Annotated in this window: 24 protein-coding genes and 3 tRNA genes; 9 read left to right on the top strand and 18 right to left on the bottom strand. The window is 50.6% G+C overall.

Annotated features, from left to right (window positions below; all coding sequences use genetic code 11):
- Positions 1 to 42 precede the first annotated feature (42 nt).
- Positions 43 to 1,977, bottom strand: coding sequence for a murein transglycosylase (gene sltY / locus RHD99_RS03080; RefSeq protein WP_309877402.1), 1,935 nt, complete (start codon positions 1,975 to 1,977; stop codon positions 43 to 45).
- Positions 1,978 to 2,209: 232 nt separating this feature from the next.
- Here sltY and ettA point away from each other — a divergent pair, with 232 nt between their 5' ends.
- On the top strand, positions 2,210 to 3,877 hold the full coding sequence (gene ettA / locus RHD99_RS03075; RefSeq protein ID WP_309877401.1) for an energy-dependent translational throttle protein EttA: 1,668 nt from the start codon (positions 2,210 to 2,212) through the stop codon (positions 3,875 to 3,877).
- Positions 3,878 to 4,009: 132 nt separating this feature from the next.
- Here the strand turns inward: ettA and nadR are convergent, their stop codons facing one another.
- From nadR to serB, 3 genes are read right to left on the bottom strand one after another with little or no spacing between them, the layout of a single operon-like run.
- The gene (gene nadR / locus RHD99_RS03070) at positions 4,010 to 5,245 is read right to left on the bottom strand and encodes a multifunctional transcriptional regulator/nicotinamide-nucleotide adenylyltransferase/ribosylnicotinamide kinase NadR (RefSeq protein WP_183270688.1); all 1,236 of its coding nucleotides are present in this window, start codon (positions 5,243 to 5,245) and stop codon (positions 4,010 to 4,012) included.
- A 45-nt stretch (positions 5,246 to 5,290) separates the two neighbouring features.
- The gene (radA, locus tag RHD99_RS03065) at positions 5,291 to 6,673 is read right to left on the bottom strand and encodes a DNA repair protein RadA (RefSeq protein WP_064543359.1); all 1,383 of its coding nucleotides are present in this window, start codon (positions 6,671 to 6,673) and stop codon (positions 5,291 to 5,293) included.
- Complete coding sequence (gene serB / locus RHD99_RS03060) at positions 6,673 to 7,650, bottom strand: phosphoserine phosphatase (protein ID WP_309877400.1); 978 nt, start codon at positions 7,648 to 7,650, stop codon at positions 6,673 to 6,675. Before serB ends, radA begins: the two co-directional genes overlap by 1 nt.
- A gap of 196 nt (positions 7,651 to 7,846) precedes the next feature.
- Between serB and RHD99_RS03055 the strand changes: the two genes are divergently transcribed.
- Entirely contained in the window at positions 7,847 to 8,497 is a 651-nt protein-coding gene (locus RHD99_RS03055) for a YtjB family periplasmic protein (RefSeq protein WP_309877399.1), read from the top strand.
- 42 nt (positions 8,498 to 8,539) lie between these two features.
- Entirely contained in the window at positions 8,540 to 9,556 is a 1,017-nt protein-coding gene (lplA, locus tag RHD99_RS03050) for a lipoate--protein ligase (RefSeq protein ID WP_309877398.1), read from the top strand.
- Positions 9,557 to 9,872: 316 nt separating this feature from the next.
- On the opposite strand, the gene deoD is transcribed toward lplA, so the two are convergent.
- The 13 genes from deoD to RHD99_RS02985 all read right to left on the bottom strand — a co-directional run bounded on the left by deoD (position 9,873) and on the right by RHD99_RS02985 (position 22,438).
- Positions 9,873 to 10,592 carry a purine-nucleoside phosphorylase gene (gene deoD / locus RHD99_RS03045; RefSeq protein ID WP_183270692.1) on the bottom strand — a complete coding sequence of 240 codons (720 nt, stop codon included), beginning with the start codon at positions 10,590 to 10,592 and terminating at the stop codon, positions 9,873 to 9,875.
- A gap of 39 nt (positions 10,593 to 10,631) precedes the next feature.
- Positions 10,632 to 11,855 (bottom strand): phosphopentomutase, encoded by a 1,224-nt coding sequence (gene deoB, locus RHD99_RS03040; protein ID WP_309877397.1) that lies wholly within the window; start codon positions 11,853 to 11,855, stop codon positions 10,632 to 10,634.
- 73 nt (positions 11,856 to 11,928) lie between these two features.
- Positions 11,929 to 13,248 (bottom strand): thymidine phosphorylase, encoded by a 1,320-nt coding sequence (gene deoA, locus RHD99_RS03035; protein ID WP_309877396.1) that lies wholly within the window; start codon positions 13,246 to 13,248, stop codon positions 11,929 to 11,931.
- Positions 13,249 to 13,431: 183 nt separating this feature from the next.
- Positions 13,432 to 14,211 (bottom strand): deoxyribose-phosphate aldolase, encoded by a 780-nt coding sequence (gene deoC, locus RHD99_RS03030; RefSeq protein WP_309877395.1) that lies wholly within the window; start codon positions 14,209 to 14,211, stop codon positions 13,432 to 13,434.
- Positions 14,212 to 14,550: 339 nt separating this feature from the next.
- Complete coding sequence (locus RHD99_RS03025) at positions 14,551 to 15,828, bottom strand: NupC/NupG family nucleoside CNT transporter (protein ID WP_309877394.1); 1,278 nt, start codon at positions 15,826 to 15,828, stop codon at positions 14,551 to 14,553.
- 166 nt (positions 15,829 to 15,994) lie between these two features.
- The gene (locus tag RHD99_RS03020) at positions 15,995 to 16,774 is read right to left on the bottom strand and encodes a TatD family hydrolase (protein ID WP_309877393.1); all 780 of its coding nucleotides are present in this window, start codon (positions 16,772 to 16,774) and stop codon (positions 15,995 to 15,997) included.
- Complete coding sequence (locus RHD99_RS03015; protein WP_309877392.1) at positions 16,771 to 17,844, bottom strand: patatin-like phospholipase family protein; 1,074 nt, start codon at positions 17,842 to 17,844, stop codon at positions 16,771 to 16,773. Before RHD99_RS03015 ends, RHD99_RS03020 begins: the two co-directional genes overlap by 4 nt.
- 113 nt (positions 17,845 to 17,957) lie before the next feature.
- A complete protein-coding gene (locus RHD99_RS03010; protein ID WP_064513877.1) occupies positions 17,958 to 18,119 on the bottom strand; it encodes a DUF1328 domain-containing protein in 162 nt (53 codons plus the stop codon).
- Positions 18,120 to 18,257: 138 nt separating this feature from the next.
- Entirely contained in the window at positions 18,258 to 18,875 is a 618-nt protein-coding gene (gene osmY / locus RHD99_RS03005) for a molecular chaperone OsmY (protein ID WP_270142841.1), read from the bottom strand.
- Positions 18,876 to 19,227: 352 nt separating this feature from the next.
- A complete protein-coding gene (gene prfC / locus RHD99_RS03000; RefSeq protein WP_309877391.1) occupies positions 19,228 to 20,817 on the bottom strand; it encodes a peptide chain release factor 3 in 1,590 nt (529 codons plus the stop codon).
- Positions 20,818 to 20,919: 102 nt separating this feature from the next.
- Positions 20,920 to 21,594, bottom strand: coding sequence for a pyrimidine 5'-nucleotidase (yjjG, locus tag RHD99_RS02995; protein WP_309877390.1), 675 nt, complete (start codon positions 21,592 to 21,594; stop codon positions 20,920 to 20,922).
- Between the two features lie 21 nt (positions 21,595 to 21,615).
- Positions 21,616 to 22,056: a ribosomal protein S18-alanine N-acetyltransferase gene (gene rimI / locus RHD99_RS02990; RefSeq protein WP_183270702.1), complete on the bottom strand. Its 441-nt coding sequence runs from the start codon at positions 22,054 to 22,056 to the stop codon at positions 21,616 to 21,618.
- A complete protein-coding gene (locus tag RHD99_RS02985) occupies positions 22,025 to 22,438 on the bottom strand; it encodes a DNA polymerase III subunit psi (protein ID WP_309879061.1) in 414 nt (137 codons plus the stop codon). Before RHD99_RS02985 ends, rimI begins: the two co-directional genes overlap by 32 nt.
- 117 nt (positions 22,439 to 22,555) lie before the next feature.
- On the opposite strand from RHD99_RS02985, the gene rsmC reads away from it, so the two are divergent.
- From rsmC to RHD99_RS02965, 4 genes are all read left to right on the top strand, one after another.
- The gene (gene rsmC / locus RHD99_RS02980) at positions 22,556 to 23,587 is read left to right on the top strand and encodes a 16S rRNA (guanine(1207)-N(2))-methyltransferase RsmC (protein WP_183270703.1); all 1,032 of its coding nucleotides are present in this window, start codon (positions 22,556 to 22,558) and stop codon (positions 23,585 to 23,587) included.
- A 120-nt stretch (positions 23,588 to 23,707) separates the two neighbouring features.
- Positions 23,708 to 23,794: transfer RNA gene (locus RHD99_RS02975), tRNA-Leu, on the top strand.
- 29 nt (positions 23,795 to 23,823) lie between these two features.
- A tRNA-Leu gene (locus tag RHD99_RS02970) sits at positions 23,824 to 23,910 on the top strand.
- A gap of 32 nt (positions 23,911 to 23,942) precedes the next feature.
- Positions 23,943 to 24,029 (top strand) — tRNA-Leu (locus RHD99_RS02965).
- A 43-nt stretch (positions 24,030 to 24,072) separates the two neighbouring features.
- Here the strand turns inward: RHD99_RS02965 and RHD99_RS02960 are convergent.
- On the bottom strand, positions 24,073 to 24,312 hold the full coding sequence (locus RHD99_RS02960) for a DUF1435 domain-containing protein (protein ID WP_183270878.1): 240 nt from the start codon (positions 24,310 to 24,312) through the stop codon (positions 24,073 to 24,075).
- A gap of 272 nt (positions 24,313 to 24,584) precedes the next feature.
- Here RHD99_RS02960 and RHD99_RS02955 point away from each other — a divergent pair, with 272 nt between their 5' ends.
- Both RHD99_RS02955 and fhuF read left to right on the top strand, forming a co-directional pair.
- Entirely contained in the window at positions 24,585 to 25,649 is a 1,065-nt protein-coding gene (locus RHD99_RS02955) for a GGDEF domain-containing protein (RefSeq protein ID WP_309877389.1), read from the top strand.
- Between the two features lie 108 nt (positions 25,650 to 25,757).
- The gene (gene fhuF, locus RHD99_RS02950; protein WP_309877388.1) at positions 25,758 to 26,546 is read left to right on the top strand and encodes a siderophore-iron reductase FhuF; all 789 of its coding nucleotides are present in this window, start codon (positions 25,758 to 25,760) and stop codon (positions 26,544 to 26,546) included.
- The last annotated feature ends 17 nt before the right edge of the window (positions 26,547 to 26,563 follow it).

Raw genomic sequence — 26,563 nt, 5'->3', positions numbered from 1 at the left:
ACTAATTGACTAGTACGATAGCATAACATGGACACCCCAAAATCAATACTTACGTTGCCACTCAGCATCCGTCAGCAATGGTGCTGGTTTACCCATGAAGTATTTATAATACGCATCATAAGCCAGTACGTTTTTCACATATCCGCGCGTTTCTGAGAACGGAATACTTTCCACAAACGCAACCGCATCTATGCGCCCGGCACTGTTACCAAGCCAGGTTCTGACGCGCCCAGGCCCTGCGTTATAGGCAGCAGATGAGAAAATTCGATTATTTTCAAATTGCTGAGAAACGTACTGCAAGTAGCTGGTGCCAATGTTGATATTGGTTTCCGGATCTAACAGTTGGTTAGTGCTGGTATAACCCGGAATATTAAACATCTTCACGGTATGCGTGGCGGTTCCCGGCATGATTTGCATTAACCCGCTGGCACCTACTGGCGATTTCACTTTCGGGTTCCAGGCGCTTTCCTGACGAGCAATCGCCATGGCATAGCTTTGGGAGATATCTTTGCCGCTCAAGTATCGGGAGAAAATATCTTTGTAAGCCAGCGGGAAGCGTTCTTCCAGATGATCCCAAAGTTTTCCGGCGATCGTCGCCTGCACGCTGAGATCCCACCAGTTTTGATCGAATGCGTAACGCGCTAGCCCTTCCTGCTCTGGTTTGCTGCGGCTCGTGATCAAATTCGCCCATTCGCTACGTGCCGTGTTATCCAGATTCCAGTACATCAGCTCGCGTACCCGTGCCATTTCTGGCCCCTGCACCAGTGCCGGATTTACAGCAACCGCTTTGTCGACACGCAACGGATACTCTTCCCCTAAACGCTGAGCGGCCACCATCGGATAGAATCCGCGTTGCTGCATCAGTGCATGGAGGATCTCTTTTGCTTCGGTATCACGGCCGCGCTCAAGCAACAAATCCGCCTGCCAGTAACGCCATTCGTCCTTTTCTTTGGCCTCCATGGGTAAACGTGCAAGCCAGGTATTCAGGCCGGTACGATCGCCATTTCCCAATGCCATACGCACACGCCGTTCCACTAAACTTGTCGACTCCGAACGCATGATAGCGTCGTCGCGCCAGATAGCCTGATCTGTCGTGACATCATTACCCATTAAACGCCAGGCAACGGTGTCTCTAAGCTCCTGCGCCTGAGCATCATTGAGTTGCTGCGCCTGAACGAGTGACGGGATCATCATGCGCGCATTTTCTACATCATCTCGTGCGACACGCGTAAACGCCACCGCCGCAGCCTGGCGCGTAAAGTCTGTTGCTTCAACGGTACGGGCAAACGACAGCACGGTATTCGGATCATTTTGCAGACTGATTAGCGCAGTAGACATAGTCTGATAGTTCGCCGGCATTTGGCTTGCGAGATTCGTCACCAGTGAAGTATTGCCTTCTTTCATCGCCAGACGAATACGTTCGAGATAAGCCAACGGATCTTGTGTTCCTGACGAGCGCCATGCTGAGAACAGACGATCGCAGCTCGAAGGTTGGTTTTTCCCGGTTAACCACAGATCTTTCGCTCCAGCCCATGCGGCATCCGCCTGGCCAGTATTCCATTTCGCGTAGTAATAGTTGCACTTAGCTTCAGTGGTACCCGGTTGTTCCGGGCTAAATGCCAGCAGCCCACGCCAGTCTTCACGGCGCGCCAGTTCATTCACAAAACGTGATTTCAGCGTGCGGGCTGGCGGCAGCGTTGGATTCGCTTCAATAAAGCGACTGACGACGAGCGTTGGCTCATTCATTAAGTCATCAGTGATTTGGCGATATTCGAGATAGGGATACAGCGGATAATCTTGCAAGGTGGGCATTATTCGCGCCACCACATCCATTTGCTTGTTATCCCACGCTTGTTTGATTTGTGCATATCGGCTGCGTTGCTCATCGAGCGAATCCGCACGAACTGCATGAGTTAATGCCGCAAGGCCTACAACTGCCACCAGCAATTGTCCCACGACTTGTTTGGCTTTCCCCACAAGTTCTCCTCACATGTTCACCGGCAGCATCATGCCGCCATTAATTACTTCATGCTAACCCTGGTATTGCACTTTCGCCACGCCAGAGGGCGTTATTTTGTCTATAAAAGCGTTAAGGCCGTTTCGGGTAACACATCCCACTTCCCCTGCTGGGATTACCTGCTGAAAACGGCTACACTTCGCCACTGATACGCTACCCCTTTAAATCACGAAAAAGAGGCGAAGTCGCACTGTGGCTCAATTCGTTTATACCATGCATCGTGTCGGCAAAGTTGTTCCGCCGAAACGTCATATTCTGAAAAATATCTCGCTCAGTTTCTTCCCTGGCGCCAAGATTGGCGTACTGGGTCTGAACGGTGCCGGTAAATCCACGCTGCTGCGCATTATGGCCGGCATTGATACCGACATCGAAGGCGAAGCCCGTCCACAACCAGGCCTGAAAATCGGCTATCTGGAGCAGGAACCCAAGCTTAATCTTGAGCACACGGTTCGCGAATCGGTTGAAGAAGCGGTATCCGAAGTGGTCAACGCGCTTAAAGGTCTGGATGAAGTGTACGCGAAGTACGCTGAACCAGACGCTGACTTCGATAAGCTAGCCGCACAACAAGGCAAGTTTGAAGAAATCATTCAGGCGCATGACGGCCATAACCTTAACGTTCAGCTCGAACGTGCCGCTGACGCACTGCGTCTGCCAGATTGGGATGCGAAAATCGCTAACCTGTCCGGTGGTGAACGCCGCCGCGTAGCACTGTGCCGCCTGCTGCTCGAAAAACCAGACATGCTGCTGCTCGACGAACCAACGAACCACCTGGATGCAGAATCCGTGGCGTGGCTTGAGCGCTTCCTGCACGACTTCGAAGGGACCGTTGTGGCGATTACCCACGACCGTTACTTCCTTGATAACGTTGCAGGCTGGATTCTGGAACTTGACCGCGGCGAAGGTATTCCGTGGGAAGGTAACTACTCCTCCTGGCTTGAGCAAAAAGACGCACGTCTGGCTCAGGAAGCTTCAACGGAAGCGGCTCGCCGTAAATCCATTGAGAAAGAACTGGAGTGGGTACGTCAAGGTGCTAAAGGCCGTCAGTCTAAAGGCAAGGCGCGTCTGGCTCGCTTTGAAGAACTGAACAACACCGAGTACCAAAAACGTAACGAAACCAACGAACTGTTTATTCCACCAGGTGCACGTCTGGGCGATAAAGTCGTTGAAGTGACCAACCTGCGTAAATCCTACGGCGATCGCCTGCTGATTGACGATTTGTCCTTCTCTGTACCGAAAGGTGCGATTGTTGGCATCATCGGCCCGAACGGCGCGGGTAAATCAACGCTGTTCCGTATGATGTCTGGTCAGGAACAGCCTGACAGCGGCAGCATTGAGCTGGGTGAAACCGTTAAACTGGCTTCCGTCGATCAGTTCCGTGATGCGATGGATAGCAGCAAAACCGTGTGGGAAGAAGTTTCCGGCGGCCAGGACATCATGCGTATCGGTAACACCGAAATGCCAAGCCGCGCTTACGTTGGTCGCTTTAACTTTAAAGGTGTTGACCAGGGTAAACGTGTGGGTGAGCTGTCTGGTGGTGAGCGTGGCCGTCTGCATCTGGCGAAGCTGCTGCAAGTTGGCGGCAACGTGCTGTTGCTCGATGAACCAACCAACGACCTGGATATCGAAACCCTGCGCGCGTTAGAAAACGCCCTGTTGGAATTCCCAGGCTGTGCAATGGTTATCTCGCACGACCGTTGGTTCCTTGACCGTATAGCGACGCACATTCTGGATTACCAGGATGAAGGTAAAATTGAATTCTTTGAAGGCAACTTTACCGAGTACGAAGAGTACAAGAAACGCACCCTGGGTGCGGATGCGCTGGAGCCTAAGCGTATTAAGTACAAACGCGTGACCAAGTAATTGTTGTAACGCCCTCACCCTAACCCTCTCCCCCAGGAGAGGGGACTAGCCGGTTTTTTCCCACCCCCCCGGAGAGGGAATTGCTAGTTCTTCTCCCTCTCCCAAAGGGAGAGGGCCGGGGTGAGGGTGATTTTACGCTCCCCGCTCGCCGATCATATTCTTCACCAGCTCAACACAGCGTAAGAAACGAGAATCGTAATCAGACTCTTCCACGTGCACATAGCTGATATTGTTTTCATTTAGCATTGACACCAACAGATTCTGGAAGGATTTTCGGTCCGTATCGCTACCAAGACTGCGTAAACCATCAGCCACCCACGGCGTATTATTTTCCAGCAGAATCACCAAATCAAAACGGTATTCGTCAATCAGCGCCTGCACAAACGGGTGTTCACGCCCCTCATACTTTTTGCAAAACGCCTGTGTGGTAACAAAGTCGGTATCGATAAACGCGACTTTATTGGCGTATTTAACTGCAAAATCAACGTACTGAGCATGGCCAATGGCAATCTTGTCATAGTCGGAATATTGCAGCGCCATCTCGTCACCGCCAAGGTGCGAGAAAACGTAATCACGACCATATTCCCAGGCACTGGTGGTATTAAAAATATTGGCGAGCTTATTCACCATCCACGACTTACCGCTCGATTCCCCTCCCAAAATAGCGACAGTTCTGACAAAGAACGGTTTTACTTCCGTTGGAATGTATTCCCAGTAGCGGAAAGGGTTTTCACGAATCTGCCCACCGCTGATATTCATGAACGTCCGTTTCGGATCAATCAGCACCGTTTCAATGCCGAGCTGTTCGATAAATCGCGGCGCATCACTTTCTTCGGAGGTGTAGATACAGTCGGGATTGATACCTTTGCTTTCCATAAAAGCTTTGATCCCGCGGCTCCAGACATCCCAGCCATGCGGATAAGGCTCCATCCCTTCTTCGTTAAACGAATGAATGCGGATATTTTTTTGATACTTAAAGGTCTGTAGCAGCCACCGCAGGCGGTCACCGGTTGTCGGTTGCTGGGACATCGCGCTGTCTTCAAACAACAAACGATCACGGGTTTCGTCGTAGCCCATGATGATATGGAGTTCGTCCACCTGGCTTGCTGCCCGCTGAATCAAATAGATATGGCCGGTATGCAGCGGATAAAACTTGCCGAACACGACGCCGACTTTTTTCTCACGCCGTGGAAATTCCAGCCCGAGGAAACGATGTAATGCTTCCAGTTTCTGCGCGCTTGGACTTTTAATTTTGGCGTTCAGTAACTGGCTAAGATAGCCCTTGGTCATGCCGCAGGATTCTGCCACCTGTTGCAGCGTAACGCTTTGCTGACGAATCGCGGTCTTCAGGTACTCGAAAGACGACATGCTGCCTCCTGCAAAAAATACGGCGTTATGCCGGAAATCATTCAATTATAAGTCGTCAAACACCGACAGCGCATCCGCGAGTTTTTTCACACCGAATACCTGCATCCCTTCCGGTAATTTTTTCGGCACATTTGCCTGTGGCACGATGGCGCGTTTAAAGCCGTGTTTTGCCGCTTCAGAGATGCGTTCCTGGCCGCTTGGTACTGGGCGAATTTCCCCAGCCAACCCGACTTCACCAAACACCACTAAATCTTGTGGCAATGCACGGTTGCGTAGACTGGAAACCATCGCCAGTAACAGGGCCAAGTCAGCACTGGTTTCAGTGACTTTCACACCGCCTACCACATTCACAAACACATCCTGGTCGGCCATTTGCAGACCACCGTGGCGGTGCAACACGGCCAGCAGAATAGCCAGGCGGTTTTGTTCAAGACCCACGGCGACACGACGCGGATTGGACATCATGGATTGATCCACCAGCGCCTGAATCTCTACCAACAATGGGCGCGTACCTTCCCACACCACCATCACTGAGCTACCGGGAGTCACTTCATCACCGCGGCTCAGGAAGATGGCGGAAGGATTGCTGACTTCGCGTAACCCTTGCTCCGTCATGGCAAACACACCCAACTCATTCACAGCACCGAAGCGGTTTTTATGGCTGCGAAGGGTACGAAAACGGGAGTCGGCGTCACCATCGAGCATCACCGAACAGTCAATACAGTGTTCGAGCACTTTCGGTCCGGCAAGCGAACCATCTTTGGTCACGTGACCGACCATGATAATCGCCACACCACGTGTTTTGGCAAAGCGCGTCAGGTAGGCGGCAGACTCACGCACCTGTGCCACGCTGCCCGGCGACGACTGGACATCGGCCATATGCATGACCTGGATGGAGTCGATAACCATCAGTTTTGGCGCTTCTTCTTCGGCAATCATGCAGATTTGCTCGATCCCGGTTTCCGAAAGCATATTCAGGTTATTGGTTGGCAGCCCCAGACGATGAGCACGCATCGCTACTTGTTGCAGCGACTCTTCGCCTGTGACATACAACGTTTTCATCTGTTCGCTGAGTTTGCACAGGGTTTGCAGCAGTAGCGTAGATTTACCGGCACCAGGGTTACCACCAATCAAAATGGCGCTCCCCGGCACCACACCGCCACCTAACACACGGTCAAACTCTTTAAAACCGGTAGAAAAACGCGGCAGTTCTTCGAGGCTTATCTCAGAAAGTTTTTGTACTTTACTGACGCCCGCACTGCCGGCATATCCTGACAAACGCTCGTTACGCGCAACCGTCGGAGAGGCAGCAATTCGCACCTCTGTGATGGTGTTCCATGCATGACAGGCACTGCATTGTCCCTGCCAGCGAGGATAATCTGCACCGCACTCATTGCAGACAAATGCACGTTTTGGGGCTTTCGCCATTAGCGTTCTTCCTGGATAAGGCTACCTGAGAGAATGCAGAATACGCCCATCAAATCAGCATGACGAATGGTGACTTCGGTTTTCTCATTCACTTTAGGTTTAGCGTGGAAAGCAATTCCCAGGCCAGCCGATTTGATCATCGGTAAGTCATTCGCCCCATCGCCAATAGCGACGGTTTGCGCGACAGGGATTTCATATTTATCCGCCAGACGCATGAGCGTTTCGGCTTTGAATTGCGCATCAACAATTTGCCCCGTGACTTCGCCCGTCAACTTGCCATCGCAAATTTCCAGTTCATTGGCGACGACTGCATCCAGATGCAGCTTGTCACGCAAATATTCGGCGAAGAAGGTGAAACCACCGGAAGCAATCGCGACTTTCCAGCCTAATGATTCGAGTTTCAACACCAGCGACGTCAGCCCCGGCATCAACGGCAACGCATCACGAACTTCGCGCAGAATAGTCGCATCCGCGCCTTTTAGCGTTCCTACGCGTTGTTTCAAACTCGCAGCAAAGTCCAACTCGCCACGCATCGCACGTTCGGTGACTTCAGCCACCATTTCGCCGGTGCCCGCAAGTTTTGCGATTTCATCAATGCATTCGATTTGGATGGCGGTGGAGTCCATATCCATGACCAGCAGGCCAGGCGTGCGCAAATGTGGAATTTTGCCCAACGGGGCAACATCCAATCCGGCGTCATGCGCAAGTTTAGTTGCGCGCGGCGTTAATGAACCCGCCAGACGAATAACCTGATAGTCTTCAACGCACCACGCAGTAACGATAACCATCGCTGCGCCCAGCTTACGTTGGTAGCGATTCAGGCACTCTTTATCCAGATTCCGACCATACAGCAGCCAGCCACTGCGGCCAGCACGGTAATCGAGCGGCATAACTTCATCGCCACTTAACGATAGCGGCAAACCAGGCCAGAGAGATACGTCGGTCGGTAAGTCGCACCAGGTCAGACTATTTGGCATCACAGCTCCTGAAAAATTTTAAATACCATTCAGGATTCGCATTTCCGGCAGTCGGCAAGAGAGCATAGCCGCGGCCCAGGTAATTCGAATGCTGAAGGGTATTGAGAACAAAACAACGCATGAGGCTACCTTGTCTGTGCGGCTTCTGGCAACATTAAACTGCGCAGTAAAACCGGCAATTTTTCTAAGGTGCATTATGGCTCGGGCAAAAATGAAATTTAGACTGCATCGTGCAGTGATTGTGCTTATCTGCCTCGCACTTTTAGTCGCGCTGATGCAGGGCGCATCGTGGTTTAGCCAGGGGCATCAGCAAGCCCGAAACGTACAGCTTGAAGAGCTGGCAAGAACACTGGCGCGCCAGGTGAGCTATAACCTTATTCCGCTGATGAAATCTGAAAACCCCGATGAGAAAAAGATCTCGACGGTGCTGAATTTGTTGACTCAGGACAGCCGCATTCTGGACGCAGGAGTTTACGACAATGGCGGCAGCCTAATTCTACGCGCAGGGGAAGGGATCGGCGTACGTGACCGACTCGCCCTGGACGGTAAAAAAGCAGGCAGTTATTTTAATCATCAAATCGTTCAGCCGATTGAAGATAAAGATGGGCCAGTGGGTTATCTGCGCATCACGCTCGATACCCACACGCTGCCTACTGAAGCTAAGCAAGTGGATAACACCACGAATATTCTGCGCCTGATGATGTTACTGTCGCTGGCAATTGGCATTGTGCTGGCGCGTACTCTTTTGCAGGGCAAACGCACGCGCTGGCAACAATCTCCCTTCCTTCTGACGGCGAATACCGAAGTTAAAGAAGATGAGGAAGAACAGAGCGCCAATAAACCCTAAGTAAGAGCCTAATGGGATAGGCTCTAAGAAAGGACTTCTACTATGTCGACTTTACGTCTACTTATTTCGGACTCTTACGATCCCTGGTTCAACCTGGCGGTAGAAGAGTGCATTTTCCGCCAGATGCCCGCGACTCAACGCGTACTGTTTTTATGGCGCAATGCGGATACGGTGGTGATTGGTCGGGCGCAAAACCCGTGGAAAGAGTGTAATACCCGACGCATGGAAGAGGATAACGTGCGGCTGGCGCGACGCAGCAGCGGCGGTGGCGCGGTATTCCATGACTTGGGCAATACCTGTTTCACCTTTATGGCGGGAAAACCGGAATACGACAAAAGTGTATCGACCGCAATTGTGGTCAATGCGCTCAATCATCTCGGCATTCGCGCTACGGCTTCCGGACGCAACGATCTGGAAGTCGCTACCGCTGAAGGGGTACGCAAGGTCTCTGGCTCGGCCTATAAAGAAACGCTGGATCGGGGTTTCCATCATGGCACTTTGTTGCTTAACGCTGATTTAAGCCGCCTGGCAAACTACCTCAATCCAGATGAGAAAAAGCTTCAGGCCAAAGGCATAACTTCAGTTCGTGGACGAGTGGCAAACCTCAGCGATCTGTTGCCAGGCCTAACCCACGAACAAATTTGTGATGCCGTGCGCGATGCTTTCTTCGCTTATTACGGTGAGCGTGTAGAGGCAGAACACATCTCTCCTGACGCTCTGCCCGATCTCCCCGGTTTTGCTGAAACCTTTGCTCGCCAAAGCAGTTGGGAATGGAACTTCGGTCAGGCTCCGGCATTTAGTCATTTGCTTGATCAACGTTTTACCTGGGGAGGTGTTGAATTGCACTTCGACGTTGAGAAAGGGCATATCACGCGCACGCAAATATTCACTGACAGCCTGAATCCCGCCCCTCTTGAAGCGCTGGCGGCACGTTTGCAGGGCTGCTTGTATCGCGCGGATAGGCTACAACAGGAGTGCGACGCGCTGTTGGTGGATTTCCCGGGGCAGGAAACGGAGTTGCGGGAATTGTCAGAGTGGATTGCGAAAGCAGTACGGTAATATCAGTGTGATCTGATGCCCTCACCCCCGCCCTCTCCCACAGGGAGAGGGGGAAGACCGCACCGTTTTGTCCCCTTTCTCTTGAGAGAGAGAGAAAACTGCACCGTTTTGTTCCCTCTCCCTTGAGGGAGAGGGAAGACCGCACCGTTCTGTCCCCTCTGTCTTGAGAGAGAGGGAAAACCGCACCGTTATGTCCCCTCTGTCTTGAGAGAGGGGGAAAACTGCACCGTTCTGTCCCCTCTCCCTTGAGAGAGAGGGAAAACCGCACCGTTCTGTCCCCTCTCCCTCAGGGAGAGGGTTAGGGTGAGGGGGAAAATTACTCTTTGTCGCCCAGTAACACAGATTCAAGAGCGATCTTGATCATGTCGTTAAAGGTCGTCTGGCGCTCTTCTGCAGTCGTCTGCTCGTGAGTACGAATATGGTCAGACACGGTGCAGATGGTCAGTGCTTTAGCACCAAATTCCGCTGCCACGCCGTAGATACCCGCCGCTTCCATTTCCACGCCCAGGATGCCGTACTTTTCCATGACGTCAAACATAGTCGGGTCTGGCGTATAGAACAGATCAGCAGAGAAGATGTTGCCTACGCGAGCGTCAACGCCCAGCGCTTTAGCAGCATCAACCGCGTTACGCACCATGTCGAAGTCAGCAATCGCTGCGAAGTCATGGTCTTTGAAACGCAGACGGTTCACTTTGGAATCGGTGCAAGCACCCATGCCGATAACCACGTCACGCAGTTTCACGTCGGTGCGTACCGCGCCGCAAGAACCCACACGGATGATTTTCTTCACGCCAAAATCAGTGATCAGCTCTTTGGTGTAAATGGAGCAGGATGGGATACCCATACCGTGGCCCATTACAGAGATTTTACGGCCTTTGTAAGTCCCGGTGAAACCCAACATGCCACGCACGTTGTTAACTTCACGAACATCTTCGAGGAAAGTTTCTGCGATATGTTTAGCGCGCAGCGGATCCCCTGGCATCAGTACGACGTCAGCGAAATCACCCATTTCTGCGTTAATATGTGGCGTTGCCATAAATTATCCTTATTCAAAGAGAACGAAATCCTATGGATTTCAGAGCATGTTTTTGCCGTAATCCATGTCGGAAACACCAAAGTGTTTTGCAACTGTCTGGCCGATATCCGCGAATGTTTCACGGTGGCCCAGGGAGCCGGCTTTCACTTTCGGGCCATAAACCAATACCGGAATGTGTTCGCGAGTATGGTCAGTCCCTTGCCAGGTTGGGTCACAACCGTGGTCAGCGGTGAGGATCAGAATATCGTCCTCTTTCAACAATTCCATCAGCTCAGGCAAACGGCGGTCAAACAGTTCCAGCGCTGCGGCATAACCTGCAACATCACGACGGTGGCCGTAAGAGGAGTCGAAATCAACGAAGTTGGTGAATACGATAGTGTCGTCGCCCGCTTCTTTCATTTCTGTGATGGTGGCATCGAACAACGCATCCAGACCCGTCGCTTTCACTTTTTTGGTGATACCGACTTCAGCGTAGATATCCGCAATTTTACCAACCGAAACAACCTGGCCATTCTTCTCATCAACCAGTTTTTTCAACACGGTTGGTGCAGGTGGTTCAACGGCCAGATCATGACGGTTACCGGTGCGCTGGAAGTTACCCGCTTTGTCGCCGATAAACGGACGAGCAATAACACGACCAATGTTGTAGCCGCCTTCGGTCAACTCTTCACGCGCGATTTCGCACAGCTCGTAAAGTTTATCCAGGCCGTAGGTTTCTTCGTGGCAAGCAATCTGGAACACAGAGTCAGCGGAGGTATAGAAAATCGGCTTCCCGGTTTTCATATGCTCTTCACCCAGTTCATCCAGAATCACAGTACCGGAAGAGTGGCAGTTACCGAGGTAGCCCGGCAGGTTTGCGCGCTCAACCAGTTTATTCAGCAGTTCTTGTGGGAAGCTGTTTTGTGTATCAGAGAAGTAGCCCCAGTCGAACAGCACAGGAACACCCGCGATTTCCCAGTGGCCTGACGGGGTGTCTTTACCAGATGAAAGCTCATGCGCCCAGCCGTATGCACCGATAACGTCTGCGTTAGCGTCCATACCTGCCGGGATTTTACCGGTAGAACCTTCAGCGGCTTTCACCAGCCCAAGGCGAGTCAGGTTTGGCAGATGTAATGGCCCTTTACGGCCCTTGTCTGCTTCGCCTTTTGCGCAAGCTTCTGCGATATGGCCGAAGGTATCAGAGCCTACGTCGCCAAAGCGGTCAGCATCTTCAGTTGCGCCGATACCGAAAGAATCCAGCACCATAATAAATGCACGTTTCATAATTTCTCCTGCGTATTCGGGCCTGAAACGCCCAGGGGCGTTTCAAAAAGTGATCAGATCAGTATGCCAGCATTTAGCTAATACGGCGATACACGACTGGCGTTTCGACTGGCTCTGTACCGTTAACTTTGATTGCCGCTTTTACAGCGCGGGCCGCTTCTTGCCACTGGTCTTCACTTGCTGCGTGAATAACGGCCAGCGGACGGGAAATCTCAACGCTATCGCCCAGACGCACCATGTCAGTAAAACCGACGCTGTAGTCAAGAGAGTCGGAAGCCTGACGGCGGCCACCGCCCATCGCCACGACTGCCATCCCTAATGCACGGGTGTCCATTTCAGAGATGAAGCCGGGTTTATCGGCATAAACCGCTTTGCTCAGCACCGCGGTTGGCAGGTACTTCGCATAGTTTTCGACGAAATCTGTCGGGCCTTTTTGCGCCGCGACCATACGTCCGAATACTTCTGCCGCTTTACCGTTATCCAGTACCGCTTGCAGTTTGGCGCGCGCTTCGGCGTCATCTTTCGCCAGATTGCCGGAAAGTAACATTTCCACGCACAGCGCCATGGTGACTTCATGCAGACGAGGGTTACGGTATTCGCCGGTCAGGAACTGCACCGCTTCACGAACTTCAACCGCGTTACCTGCGCTGGATGCCAGCACCTGGTTCATGTCAGTCAGCAAGGCGGTGGTTTTCACACCCGCACCGTTCGCCACGCCAACAATGGCCTCGGCGAGTAATTCAGAAAGCTCATAAGTCGGCATAAAGGCGCCACTACCGACTTTCACGTCCATCACCAGCGCATCCAGGCCTTCGGCCAGTTTCTTCGCCAGAATAGAAGCGGTAATCAGCGGGATGGAGTCTACGGTCGCGGTAATGTCACGCGTGGCGTAGAAACGTTTATCCGCTGGTGCGAGCGAGTTTGTCTGGCCGATAATCGCCACGCCGACATTTTTGATGATGTCGCGAAAACGGTTATCGTCCGGGAAAATATCAAATCCAGGGATCGCTTCGAGTTTATCAAGCGTACCGCCGGTATGGCCTAAACCACGGCCAGAAATCATTGGCACATAACCGCCACATGCCGCCACCATTGGGCCAAGCATTAATGAGGTCACATCACCCACGCCGCCCGTTGAGTGCTTATCAACAATTGGGCCATTGAGATTGAGGCTCTTCCAATCCAGTACGGTTCCAGAATCTCGCATCGCCATGGTCAGAGATACGCGTTCCGGCATAGTCATGTCGTGGAAGAAAATGGTCATTGCCAGCGCGGCAATCTGCCCTTCCGAGATAGTGTTATCCCGAATGCCATTGATAAAGAAACGAATTTCTTCATCACTTAGAGCATGACCATCACGTTTTTTACGAATAATTTCTTGAGCGAGAAACACGGTAACCCCCTGAGTACATCAGGTGAAATGCGGCGGGGAACCGCCGCAAAATTAAAGTTACGCGAAATAATTCAGGTTGCAGGAAGGCGGCGACGCAGCAAATCCCCAGGAGCTTACTCAAGTAAGTGACTGGGGTGCGCGAGGAAAGCCAACGCACCTGCAACGTGAAGTATGATGCGTAAATTAGTAGCCGCTGGCGCTTTTACCGTCACCGTGGCCTAACGCTTTTAACAGGCTCGCCAGCAGGCTGGATGCACCAAAACGGTAGTGACGGGAATCAGCCCAGTCAGCGCCAAAAAGTTCATCAGCAATAGACAGGAACAGCGCCGCATCTTCAGCAGAACGCACGCCACCCGCTGGTTTGAAACCAACAGATTTCTCAACGCCCATATCACGGATTACTTCCATCATGATGCGTGCGCTTTCAGGCGTTGCGTTTACAGGTACTTTACCGGTAGAAGTTTTGATGAAATCAGCACCCGCTTTGATAGAGATTTCAGACGCTTTACGAATAAGCGCTTCTTCTTTCAGCTCGCCAGTTTCAATGATCACTTTCAGCAAAACGTTCGCCGCAGCACACGCTTCTTTACAGGCTTTCACCAGTTCAAAACCAACCTGCTCGTTACCTGCGATCAGCGCACGGTACGGGAATACCACGTCAACTTCGTCTGCACCGTAAGCGATAGCCGCACGGGTTTCTGCCAATGCAATTTCGATATCATCATTGCCGTGTGGGAAGTTAGTCACGGTAGCAATGCGGATATCAGGCGTGCCTTGGGCGTTCAGAGTTTTACGAGCAATAGGGATGAAACGAGGATAGATACAAATCGCCGCAGTATTACCTACCGCTGTTTTGGCCTGATGGCAAAGTGCTACCACTTTTTCATTCGTGTCATCGTCGTTCAGGGTAGTCAGGTCCATCAATTTCAGGGCACGCAGACTGCTTGCAGTTAAATCGGTCATAACACTCTCCAACAAAAGATATAGAAGTCTCTGGCTTCGAAACTCAACACGTTGGAGCGGACTTGGTTCCTTGAAGAGCAGAGGCAACACTGGTCACCATCACGTTGAGATCCGTCTCACCGCACATCACAGGTGGTAATGTTATAATTATAACATTCACCGCGTTGATAATTTTGTGTCTCGCTTCACAAAAGCCAAAGGAGAAATTACATGCTTTGTACAGTATATGTGATTTAACAACGTTAGATAGAGTAAAAATGCGATTCGGAAATAAAAAATGGCCGGCGAAAGTGCCGGCCATTGATTTCACAGGGATGTTAAAATTTTAACATCGCCTTTTTATAATGACAGGAACACCCCGGCAATAGTTGCACTCATCAGGTTAGATAACGTACCTGCTGCTACCGCCTTAAGACCCAGTTGGGCAATATCATGACGGCGGTTTGGTGCCATGCTTCCAAGGCCACCAATCAGGATAGCGATAGAAGAAAGGTTAGCAAACCCACACAGTGCGAAGGAAATAATTGCTTTGGTGTGATCTGACAGAACTTGCAGGCCCGCTGCTGCAACGGTGGCGTCGTCTTTCAGGTATTCCCCGAAGTTCAGGTAGGCCACAAATTCGTTGATGATCAGTTTCTGACCAATGAAGGAGCCCGCAATGTTAGCTTCATTCCACGGCACGCCGATAACCCATGCCAGCGGTGAGAACACCCAGCCCAGAATCAGTTCCATCGAGAGTTGCGGATAGTTGAACCAGCCACCGATGCCAGAAAGCATACCGTTAAGCAGTGCAATCAATGCCACAAATGCCAGCAACATTGCGCCAACGTTCAGGGCCAATTGCATACCAGAAGCCGCACCTGATGCCGCAGCATCCAGCACGTTCGCTGGGCGATCGGGATCGTTTTTCAGGGATTCCAGTTCAGGGGCATCGTTCGGTGTTTCTGTTTCAGGCAGGATAATTTTAGCGAACAGTAAACCGCCGGGTGCCGCCATGAAGGATGCGGCAATCAGGTATTCAAGCGGCACGCCCATTTGTGCGTAACCCGCTAACACGGAGCCAGCAACAGAGGCTAAACCACCACACATGACGGCGAACAACTCTGAGCGGGTCATGGTCGCGATATAAGGACGAACAACCAGCGGAGCCTCAGTCTGGCCAACGAAGATGTTTGCTGTAGCAGACAGGGATTCGGTGCGAGAGGTTTTCAGAATCTTACGCAGGCCGCCGCCAAGGAGTCGAATAACTAACTGCATGATGCCCAGGTAGTAAAGCACAGCAATCAGGGAGGAGAAGAAGACGATAATTGGCAGAACGCGCAGAGCGAAAACGAAGCCGCCGCCGCCAAAGACTTCGAACATTTTGTCCGAAACCAATCCACCGAACAGGAAGGAAATACCCGCATTACCGTAAGCGATAACGTTAGCAACCCCTTCAGACATGGCCAAAAGAACTTTACGACCGACTGGAACATACAGGATGAGAGCCCCGATACCGACCTGGATAAGCCAGGCACCCAGTACGGTGCGCAGATTAATCGCTTTGCGATGACTGGAAAGTAAAACCGCGATCAGCAGCAAAACGATCATGCCGATCAATCCCATGAGTAGTTGCATACAGAGTCCCTGTGTATTGTTTGAAAAATGATGACGAGCAAAAAACTAACAGCGGGCGGGATTATAGCGGTAGAGATGCCTGCACGTGCCATGGCAATCACATATTTCTACAAATTCAGGAAAGCGTTTATCTCAGATAGTGAGGCTCGTCACATTCAGCAGCTAACTATTCCAAATTAAACAATTCATTGCAGTTATGAATGAAAGTGTTGGCGATAACATCCGCAGGTTCCGGGCGTAGCGAGCAAAGAGTCTGAAAAACCTCAACGATACGTTCCGGGCGATTTGCTTGCCCTTGCCAGCCATTGAGAGGCATGTCGGGGGCATCAGTTTCCAACACCAGGGCGTCCAGCGGTAATTGCGCCATCACATCGCGCGTTTTGCTCGCTCGCGGATAGGTTATTGTTCCTCCAACACCAATCTTGTAACCCAATGCCACAAAGCGTTCAGCCTGTTGCAGGCTGCCCGAAAAACCATGCACCACACCGGTTCGCGGTAAGTCGTGGCGTTTTAAATGGGCGGCAAGTTTGTCATGCGTTCGGCGAGAATGGAGAATCACCGGCAGATCATAACGTTTAGCCAGTTTTAGCTGGGCAACCAGCATCGCTTCTTGCTTCTCAAAAAGCGGATTATCCATATAGAGATCAAGACCGATCTCGCCAATGGCCACGAGCTTTTTCGGGCGTTGTTGCAGGTGATGTTCCAGCTGCGCCAGCGACGCCTCCTGGTGTTTGTGAATCGCTATCGGATGCAAACCCAGCGCGGCGTACAGCGGCGGATAATTTGCAGCCAGCGCCAAAACCAAGCCAAAACGGTCAGCTTCAACCGCTGGAACGATTATTTTTTCAACTCCAGACTGCGCGGCAAGCGACAGACTAATGGCTTCATTCCCGCTAAACGGCGGGAAGTCGAAGTGACAATGAGTATCATAAAAAATCGTTGTCACGCCGTACCTTCGTTATTAAAGGTGGAATCGTTCGCCTCTGGGGTTTCGATCACCGCCTGGGATAATGGCTCATGAGCAACCACTTCAGGCGCAACCACAACTGAACCTGGCACCAGAATGCGGGGAGGATGGCGTTTTATCGGCGGTTGCGTCGTCAGCAGTTTGCCCACGGTCGCGAGGAAATAGCGTCCGCATAAACGGCCCGTTTTATAGTCCGTATTCAGCGCAGGTATTCGGCTTCCTAACGCCATGCTCATCAGCGGTTTCGGCGGATAAATCTCGAAAATGCGCAGTTTGCCCGGTGGCTTTTCAATGAAATTCTGTATCTCTCGATAACTGGTTTCGTGATGATTGACCAGATTGAGCATAGGTTGCAGGCTGCTGTCACCAAGCCAGCGTTCCATACGTTTAAACCATTCAGGTGTGTAATACATTTGCGAGGGTACAGTGCGGATCACCACCAGCGTTTCAGCCCCCAGACGCACGGCTTCTCTCACCGGAATTGCATCGCTTATTCCACCGTCCTGGTAACCGATACCTTCAATCTCTACTCCGCTGCGGTAAAAACCAGGGATGGCGCTTGAGGCTTTGAGGATGTTCAGCCAACTTGTGCTGTTTGGCGAAAAATATCCTGGCGTGTAATCATCGCTACGGCAGGCGCACATATAAAACGCTTTGTCGGTCTCAAACAATTTTTCAGCCGTCGACATTGAGAGCGGAATTTTTGACGATGTGGTTTCAACGAGCCAGTCGAGATCGATGAGATGCCCGCCGCGCACAAAGCGCAATGGATCAAAAAATTCACGGGTAGTGGTAAAACGGGTGATCACTCTTCTGGCATAACCCGGCTGGTGACAAACGTAAGCGGAAAGGTTTTGCGCACCCGCAGAGGTGCCTAAGAAAAGGTCAAACGGATTAAAATTAGCGCGCATAAACTCGTCCAGCACACCGGCTGTAAAAATCCCACGCTGCCCGCCACCTTCACAAACAATGGCAAGTTTTCCGGGACGAAACGCTTTTAACGCAAGCGGCGCTATGTTGCCGAGCGTAACGGGTATTCGTTGCCCCACCCTGCTTTCCTTGGTTCTTAATTTTTTCTTTAGTTTAAATATGCGAGAGCCAGTCTAAATGAAAATAGACTGGCTCTCTGGTCTGTCTCAAATGATTATATACCCAAATTATTCTATGGGCGTTTTCGACCCATAAACAGGCTAACCAGGAACAGAATAATACCTACCACGAAGACAATTTTTGCTGCACCTGCCGCAGTACCCGCGAGAGTACCAAAACCCAGTGCTGCTGCAATCAACGCAATGACCAGAAAAATAATGCCCCAACGAAACATAAGCCTCTCCTTAACCATAGTGAACCCGAATCGCTTCTGGATGGGTGCGAAATACGCACTCATTGGCGATATTTGAGTAACGATGTTGCTGACCTACTCCACAGGCAGAGCCTGTGGAGAAAGTTTCTGTATGCTCGGTTACTTCACTTTCAGGTCGTTTTTGACGCTTTTAACGCCATCAACTGCTTTTGCGACGCTTTCAGCTCGCGCGGACTGTGCGTTAGATTCAACGGTACCCGACAGCTGCACGACACCCTCGGTGGTTTCAACTTTCACATTGCGCGAAGGCACGATGTCGTCTGCTAAAAGCTTAGCTTTAATTTCGCTGGTGGTTGCGGTATCGCCTGCATAACCGCTGACGGATTTATCAGCCCCGTCACGTACATGCAGTTTGTCGCTGACGGAAGAAACCCCTTCCACACCTTTAGCCACTTTTACGGCTTGCTCGGCCTGCGCCTGGCTTTCAACGAATCCACTTAACGTCACGATTTTTTTGTCAGTTTTCACTGAGATATCGGTACTTTTAATATCTTTGTGATCGACAAGGGCCGCTTTCACTTTTGCCGTGATAGCGCTGTCATCCATGAAATTACCGACGTCTTTTACAGAACTATCAATTTTTTCGCCTGCTGTATTGGCTGTAGATTCAGTTTTGTTCAGCATGGTGTCTTCTGCCAGCGCACTACCGCTTGCCAGCACAGAACCCAGAACAACAGCTAACAGAGTTTTAGAAATCTTAGTTGTAGTCATCGTCATCGATTAATTCCTATTGTTTTGCTCACAATTTGAGCACAAGCCGTAACGTAACAGCTTTCCATTTAAATTAAGCGAATGCTGCCGCCTAAAAATTTTCCGTTCAGTTTTTAATAACGCCATTCGAAATCAGTGTGAACGAACTCGCCAAAAAACTTCGCTTACCTGACAGATTCGTCCAACCAATTTGTCACTGGTTTGTTAAATATAGACAACAATCACAGAATTGCATGGTGAGGGTGGCGGAAAAACGGGCAATAGGGGGTGAAATACGGGAAATTAAGAACATTCCGTAAGGGATTAATAAGATGGGAAAAGTAGCAGGACGCGACGGCTGTCGCGCCCTGAGAGACGATTAGTGCTCGCGAGTTTTACGGAAGGTCACTTCCGGGTAACGATCTTGCGTCAGGTTCAGGTTGACCATGGTTGGGGCGATATAAGCGAGGTTGTCGCCGCCATCGAGAGCCAACTGCATTTCGTTTTTCCGTTTGAATTCTTCAAACTTCTTAACGTCGGTGCTTTCAACCCAACGCGCCGTCGAAACGTTGACCGATTCGTAAATCGCTTCAACGTTGTATTCGCTCTTCAGTCGCGCCACAACCACATCAAACTGCAGCACACCGACCGCACCTACAATCAAATCATTGTTGGCGATTGGACGGAACACCTGCACCGCGCCTTCTTCAGAAAGCTGGACCAAACCTTTGAGCAATTGCTTCTGCTTCAATGGGTCACGCAGACGAATACGACGGAACAGTTCTGGTGCGAAGTTCGGAATACCGGTGAACTTCATCATCTCGCCCTGAGTGAAGGTATCACCAATCTGGATGGTACCGTGGTTGTGCAAGCCGATGATGTCGCCAGGATAGGCTTCTTCAACGTGTGAACGGTCACCAGCCATAAAGGTCAGCGCATCAGAAATCACCACATCTTTACCGGTACGAACCTGGCGCAGCTTCATGCCTTTTTCGTATTTGCCGGAAACCACACGCATAAATGCCACGCGGTCGCGGTGTTTCGGGTCCATGTTGGCCTGAATCTTAAACACAAAACCGGTGAACTTATCTTCCGCCGCTTCCACGATACGCGTATCGGTTTTACGCGGCATTGGTGCTGGTGCCCACTCAACCAGACCATCGAGCATATGGTCAACGCCGAAGTTACCCAATGCAGTACCGAAGAAGACCGGTGTCAGTTCGCCTTCCAGGAACAACTCACGATCAAACTCGTGGGATGCACCCTGTACCAGTTCCAGTTCATCACGCAGTTGCGAAGCAAGATCTTCACCGACAGCCGCGTCAAGCTCAGGGTTATCTAGCCCTTTAACGATGCGCACTTCCTGAATGGTGTGACCTTTACCGGTCTGGTACAGATAAGTTTCGTCTTTATAAAGGTGATAAACACCTTTAAACAACTTGCCGCACCCGATAGGCCAGGTGATAGGTGAACAAGCAATTTTCAGCTCACGTTCAACTTCATCCATCACTTCCATTGGGTCGCGGATGTCGCGGTCGAGTTTGTTCATAAAGGTGAGGATTGGCGTATCGCGCAGACGGGTAACTTCCATCAGCTTACGAGTACGATCTTCTACACCTTTCGCGGCGTCGATAACCATCAAACAGCAGTCGACAGCGGTCAGAGTACGGTAAGTATCTTCGGAGAAGTCTTCGTGCCCAGGGGTATCAAGCAGGTTTACCAGACTGTCGCGATACGGGAATTGCATAACGGACGTAGTAATCGAGATACCACGCTGCTTTTCCATTTCCATCCAGTCAGATTTAGCATGCTGGCTGGAGCCACGGCCTTTCACCGTACCTGCGGTTTGAATCGCCTGTCCGAACAGCAGCACTTTTTCAGTGATGGTCGTTTTACCGGCATCCGGGTGAGAAATGATCGCAAAAGTGCGGCGTTTCCCCACTTCTTGCAAAAAAGGAGACAAAGTCATAATGAAATCTTCTGTGGATTCCGCACAGGCGTAGCTGAGCGGCAAATGAACGTTACCTGGTGGCTATTTTACTCATCAGGTCAGGTTTAACAATCGGCGTCATCAATTACACAACAATCGCTCCAGTTCACTGAGTGAGGTCACTTCCCAGGTCGGCGTAATGCCTTCCGGCAAGTTTCTTCCGTGGGCGTTCAGCCAGCAGGTGGCAATTCCCGCGTTTATGCCGCCCAGAATATCTGATTCTGCGGTGTCACCCACCATCAAAACGCGCTCACGCGGCGGGTTGCCCATTTCCTCAAACGTAAAATCAAAGATTTTGCGATCGGGTTTTGCGACGCCAACTTGCTCTGAAATCACCAGCAGGTCGAAATAGTCACGCAGGCCGGTGCGCTCAAGACGAATTTGCTGCAATGCAGTAAAGCCATTGGTAATAATACCGATTTTTACTTTATCTTTTAGGGCATTAAGCAAAGACACCGCCCCCGGTAATGGCACACAAATTTCAGCCATCGCATTCAGAAATGCGGCGTTAAGATCGCCCGCAGGTACTGATAATCTTTCCGACCACCCCTGGAAGCGTTGGTGCTGTAACTGTAATGCGCTTATGGCACCATTCTGGTAATCGACCCACAAAGGTTTGTTAATCGCCTGGTAATCCTGGAAATCTTCAGCGGTAAACGTCACGCTATAATCGAGAAACATCCGCTGTAAGCCGCCAAAAGCGTCAAAAGTAAATAACGTTTCGTCAGCATCAAATAAAATCCAGTCCCAGTTCATCAACACACCTTCTATAAAATTTTAAAGCGATAATGCCATGACGATAGCGTCTTCCCTGCCCTCTTTTGTGGGGTAGTAGTTGCGGCGAATGGTCGCTTCGTTAAAGCCCAGACTCTCATAGAGTGCAATTGCCGCATGGTTCGAAGCGCGGACTTCTAGCCAAAGCGTAAACACATCGCGTGCTTCCAGTTCGCTGATTAAATGCTCCAGCAACTGGCGGCCCAAACCTTGCCGTTGGTAGGCTGGGTCAACCGCGATATTAAATAACGTCGCCTCATCCAGCACGACTTGAGTAACCGCAAACGCCGCCATTTTGCCATCGACGTCGAGGCGCAAATTAAGATAGCGATCGCCCTCATTGCTGGCGAAAGTTTTTTCACTCCACGGGAAAGCATGGCTGCGAAGTTCGATGGCGTAAGCCGCCGCTAAGTCATTTGTGGTGAGGGAAGAAATCGTGTTCATATTCGCAAATTTGCTGCCACAGTGCCCTTCTTGCGGCACCATTATGATAAAGCTCGTTTAATTCGGGAGTCGCTAATTGCGCCCCTGGAATGGAGAGCGGTTCACTCACTCCTAGTCGCCAGCTATTACAGCGGCTTTCACCTGGCAGCATCGCGGCGCGTTCAGGTGTTAGCTGCATGACCTGCTGTGCATCCAGATTCAGGCTGCGCAAAACATCGTTAACCAACGGATCGCTTAAATCTGGAAGCTCTTCAGCAATCATCAGCAGCTTAACGTTTTCATGCAGTGAGACTGCAATTTCGCCCTTTAATGCGGCCGGACGTCGCAGCTCCCACTGAGTAATGCCCAGTTGTTGTAACAACCAGTCGCGTCGCAAAGGTATTTGGGGCATAGCGAAACCAGGTAGAGAGTGCCAATTGGGGCGCAAATATAGCAAATTCATCGAATGTGCGCCATTAAAGCTCTATAATCCCGGTTCTGATTTCCCTGGAGTAATTTGATGACTGCGTTAACCCCGGCAAGTGAAGTGCTACTGCGCCATAGCGATGATTTTACCGAAAGCCGCGTGCTGTTTGCCGGTGACTTACAAGACGACCTGCCAGCCCGTTTCGAAACGGCTGTAAGTCGCGTCCATACCCAACAATTTCACCACTGGCAGGTATTAAGCGCTCAGATGGGCGAAGATGCACAATACGGCCTGGTGGCTGATGCCAGCACTGTTGGCGACTGCAACACGCTGATTTACTACTGGCCGAAAAACAAGCCAGAAGCTCAGTTCCAGTTGATGAATATTCTTTCGCTGATGCCAGTCGGTAGCGACATTTTTGTGGTGGGTGAAAACCGCAGTGGTGTGCGCAGCGCGGAGCAAATGCTCGCCGAATTCAGCCCGCTGAATAAAATTGATAGCGCACGTCGTTGCGGTTTCTATCATGGCCGCCTGGAAAAACAGCCACAGTTTGATGAACATTCCTGGTGGGATGAGTATCAACACGAAGGTCTGACCGTGAAAACACTGCCAGGCGTCTTTAGCCGTGACGGCCTGGATACCGGTAGTAAATTGCTGCTTTCTACGCTCACGCCGCATACCAAAGGCAAAGTGTTAGATGTCGGTTGCGGTGCTGGCGTGTTGGCGGTTTCACTGGCGAAACACTCTCCAAAAGTCCGCCTGACGTTGTGTGATGTTTCGGCACCCGCCGTCGAAGCCAGCCGCGCAACACTTGCGGCCAATGAGATTGAAGGCGACGTTATCGCCAGCAACGTCTATTCCGAAGTGAATGGTCGTTTTGACATGATTATTTCAAATCCTCCATTCCATGATGGCCTGCAAACCAGCCTTGATGCCGCTCACCAGTTGATTCGTGGTGCTGTTCGTCATCTCAATATGGGGGGTGAATTGCGTATCGTCGCGAACGCCTTCCTGGCCTATCCGGACGTGCTGGACGAAACCTTTGGCAACCACGAAGTGATTGCTCAAACTGGCCGATTCAAAGTTTATCGCTCAGTAGTTATGCGTGGCGCAAAGAAGCGATAACACACGACTGTGCCGCTTTTTGCAGCGATTAGAAAAGCGGCACCAAATTAACTGTTGACGACGCGCAGAAAACATCTAGAATGCGCCTCCGTGGTTACAATACTTCGGTATTGTGGGTATGCGAAGGTGGCGGAATTGGTAGACGCGCTAGCTTCAGGTGTTAGTGTTCTTACGGACGTGAGGGTTCAAGTCCCTCTCTTCGCACCATTAACCACGCAAGATATCGTTCGCACTGCGCGAAGGTGGCGGAATTGGTAGACGCGCTAGCTTCAGGTGTTAGTGTTCTTACGGACGTGAGGGTTCAAGTCCCTCTCTTCGCACCAATGCGAAGGCGATATCAGATAAGTTTTGATTTGCGAAGGTGGCGGAATTGGTAGACGCGCTAGCTTCAGGTGTTAGTGCTCTAACGGGCGTGAGGGTTCAAGTCCCTCTCTTCGCACCAATTCTTATCACTTTCTTCTAGCTTCATCCTCAGTTTTACTTCTCTATTTCATCATTCCCAGATTCATCATCACCAGCGCAAGCCCACTGGCAAACGCAACGCATGATGGCAACAACACAAAATGACGTAACCGTTTATGGTAGAGCATCGCTGTCGTCGCCAATAACCCCAGCACGATAAGCACCCGCCACTGGGTAAAAGAAAGATCCAGGTACAACAATGCGGCGACGATCCCCCCTGGTATCAGCACACCCCACGCGCTTTCTAACTGCCGTTGTAACATCATCGCCATCTCGTCAACTGTAAATGATAACCAATATCATATGATATAATTTCTCGTTTGTCAGCGGCAGCGTGCTCTTTGTATACATTAGAAATGTTAAGCATTCTTCATCATCGGATGACATAATTTCATTTAGGTGATAGATTGAGCGACGAAATAAAATCTCTGATTAACAACGACATAATTACTTTAAGTAATCACTTTCCCTGTCTTATTTTTATAACATTATTCAACAACATAACGTTGTGTTCGGGTCGAAAGAACTATTTGATATGACAGCAACAAATTGGCGCACATTACTCAAAGGGAAACACCAACTCTCTTTGCGTTTATTTTTATTACTGAACGCGGTTTCTGCGGGATTTAGTATTGTGGTGCCTTCTGCCAACACTCAGCATCTTACGGTGCCGATAATCATGGTGCTGGTGATAAGCCTCTCATGCCTGCTGTGGCAGTTTGTAAACAAAAAAAAGCTGATCAATATTAACGCTGTCTCGTTAATAATTGGATTACTTTGGGCGTGGCATATCTATATAAAAGTAAGCGCTATGCCGATTAGAGATCTCAATTTTCTAATTATTGCTTTATTGGCGATATTATTTATTGGTTCAATCTCTTTTATTAATAATATACAAGCATTTATTGCTTCATGCCTGCCCGTGACAGCGATGATATTATGGCTCGATCAAGGGGATAACTGGCCACGTGTTTTGTATTCGATTGTTCTCCCAGGTATAGGCATCACCATTCAGAATATCATTCAGCAACGAAATGATAATTTTACACGTCGCTTAATGGACAAGCTGCTCGAAGAGAAAGAAACCCTTAACGATTTGAGTATGTTAGATCCTCTTACCGGTCTGTATAACCGCCGTGGGTTTCAAAACCGTCTTGAAACAGTGCTGGCACTTGGAAGTGGCACACATTTCGTATTATTGCTCGATATCGATCACTTTAAAGCTTACAACGACAATTATGGCCATAGCATGGGCGATCAGGCTTTGACGCATGTTTCCGCAGCCATTCGCGATGCCGTACGCTCGCGCGATATTGTCACCCGCTACGGCGGTGAAGAATTTATGGTATTGCTGACCGATGTGGATACCGAGCAGGCTTTGCAAACCGCAGAACGGATCCGCCAGCGGGTTTATGATTTAAAGATCCCACATTTGTTTAATGAAGATGTTGCCACTCACGTAACGACAAGCATCGGCCTTGCAGTGCTTGAGCAGCAGAACATTGAAGAAGCATTACGTCAGGCTGATAGTGCTCTTTATCGGGCAAAGCGTCAGGGCCGTAACAGCATTTTTGTCAGCGAGTCGCTGCTCCCCTCCTGAGTCAAAAAAGCGCTCCAGTAACACGCGCACAAAATAGCCTTGCTAATGGTTATACCTATAGATAGGATTGGCAATCATTATCATTTGTATTAGTGGTCTTGTTTGTCGATGTCTTTACAGTCTTCACTGTTTTTGGATGAATTTGCATGGCAGTCACCATTTACCAGCTCGCAGCCGACGCTGGCTGAAGAGTTGCGCGCGCATTTCATCACTCATCGACCTTACTTTAACGACTTCATCAAACTCGATGAATCCGCTCCAGCAGCAAGCCAGACTCTGTTTCAATGGGCGCAGCCCGCTGCCTTAACCTCGCTTCTCGCCTGTTACAGTGACCATATTTATCGCAACCAGCCGCAACTTGCCCGCGAGGGAAAACCGCTGAAGTCACTGTGGGCGCAATGGTATCTTGGTCTTTTGGTTCCTCCGCTGGTCATGGCGCTGATAACTCAACCCAGAGCGCTGGATATCGACCCACAACATATTCATGTCGAGTTTCACGAAACGGGTAGAGCCGCCACATTCTGGATAGACGTTCATGAAGATAGAGTGGCAACGACCCTGCCGTTACAACAACGCCTTGAGAAACTACTGGTAGAAGGGCTCATGCCTGTCGTTGAGGCACTGGAAAGCACCGGCGAGATCAATGGCAAGCTCATCTGGAGCAATACGGGTTATTTGCTAAATTGGTTTTTTGGCGAGCTTAGAGAATTGCTTGATGAAGCGACAATCGCGCAGTTACGCCACGCCTGTTTCTTTGAAAAACAACTGCAAGATGGGCAGGATAATCCTCTTTACCGCACGGTAATCCCAAACGAGGGTTTATTGGTTCGCCGTACCTGCTGCCAGCGCTATAAGTTGCCAGATGTACAACGTTGCGGAGACTGCACCTGTAAGTAAAACGGCGGGTTTCCCCA

It is taken from the genome of Buttiauxella selenatireducens (assembly GCF_031432975.1).
GTDB lineage: Bacteria > Pseudomonadota > Gammaproteobacteria > Enterobacterales > Enterobacteriaceae > Buttiauxella > Buttiauxella selenatireducens.
Note: the sequence above shows the minus strand (reverse complement) of the source record. Positions and strands in the feature narration are given on the sequence as shown.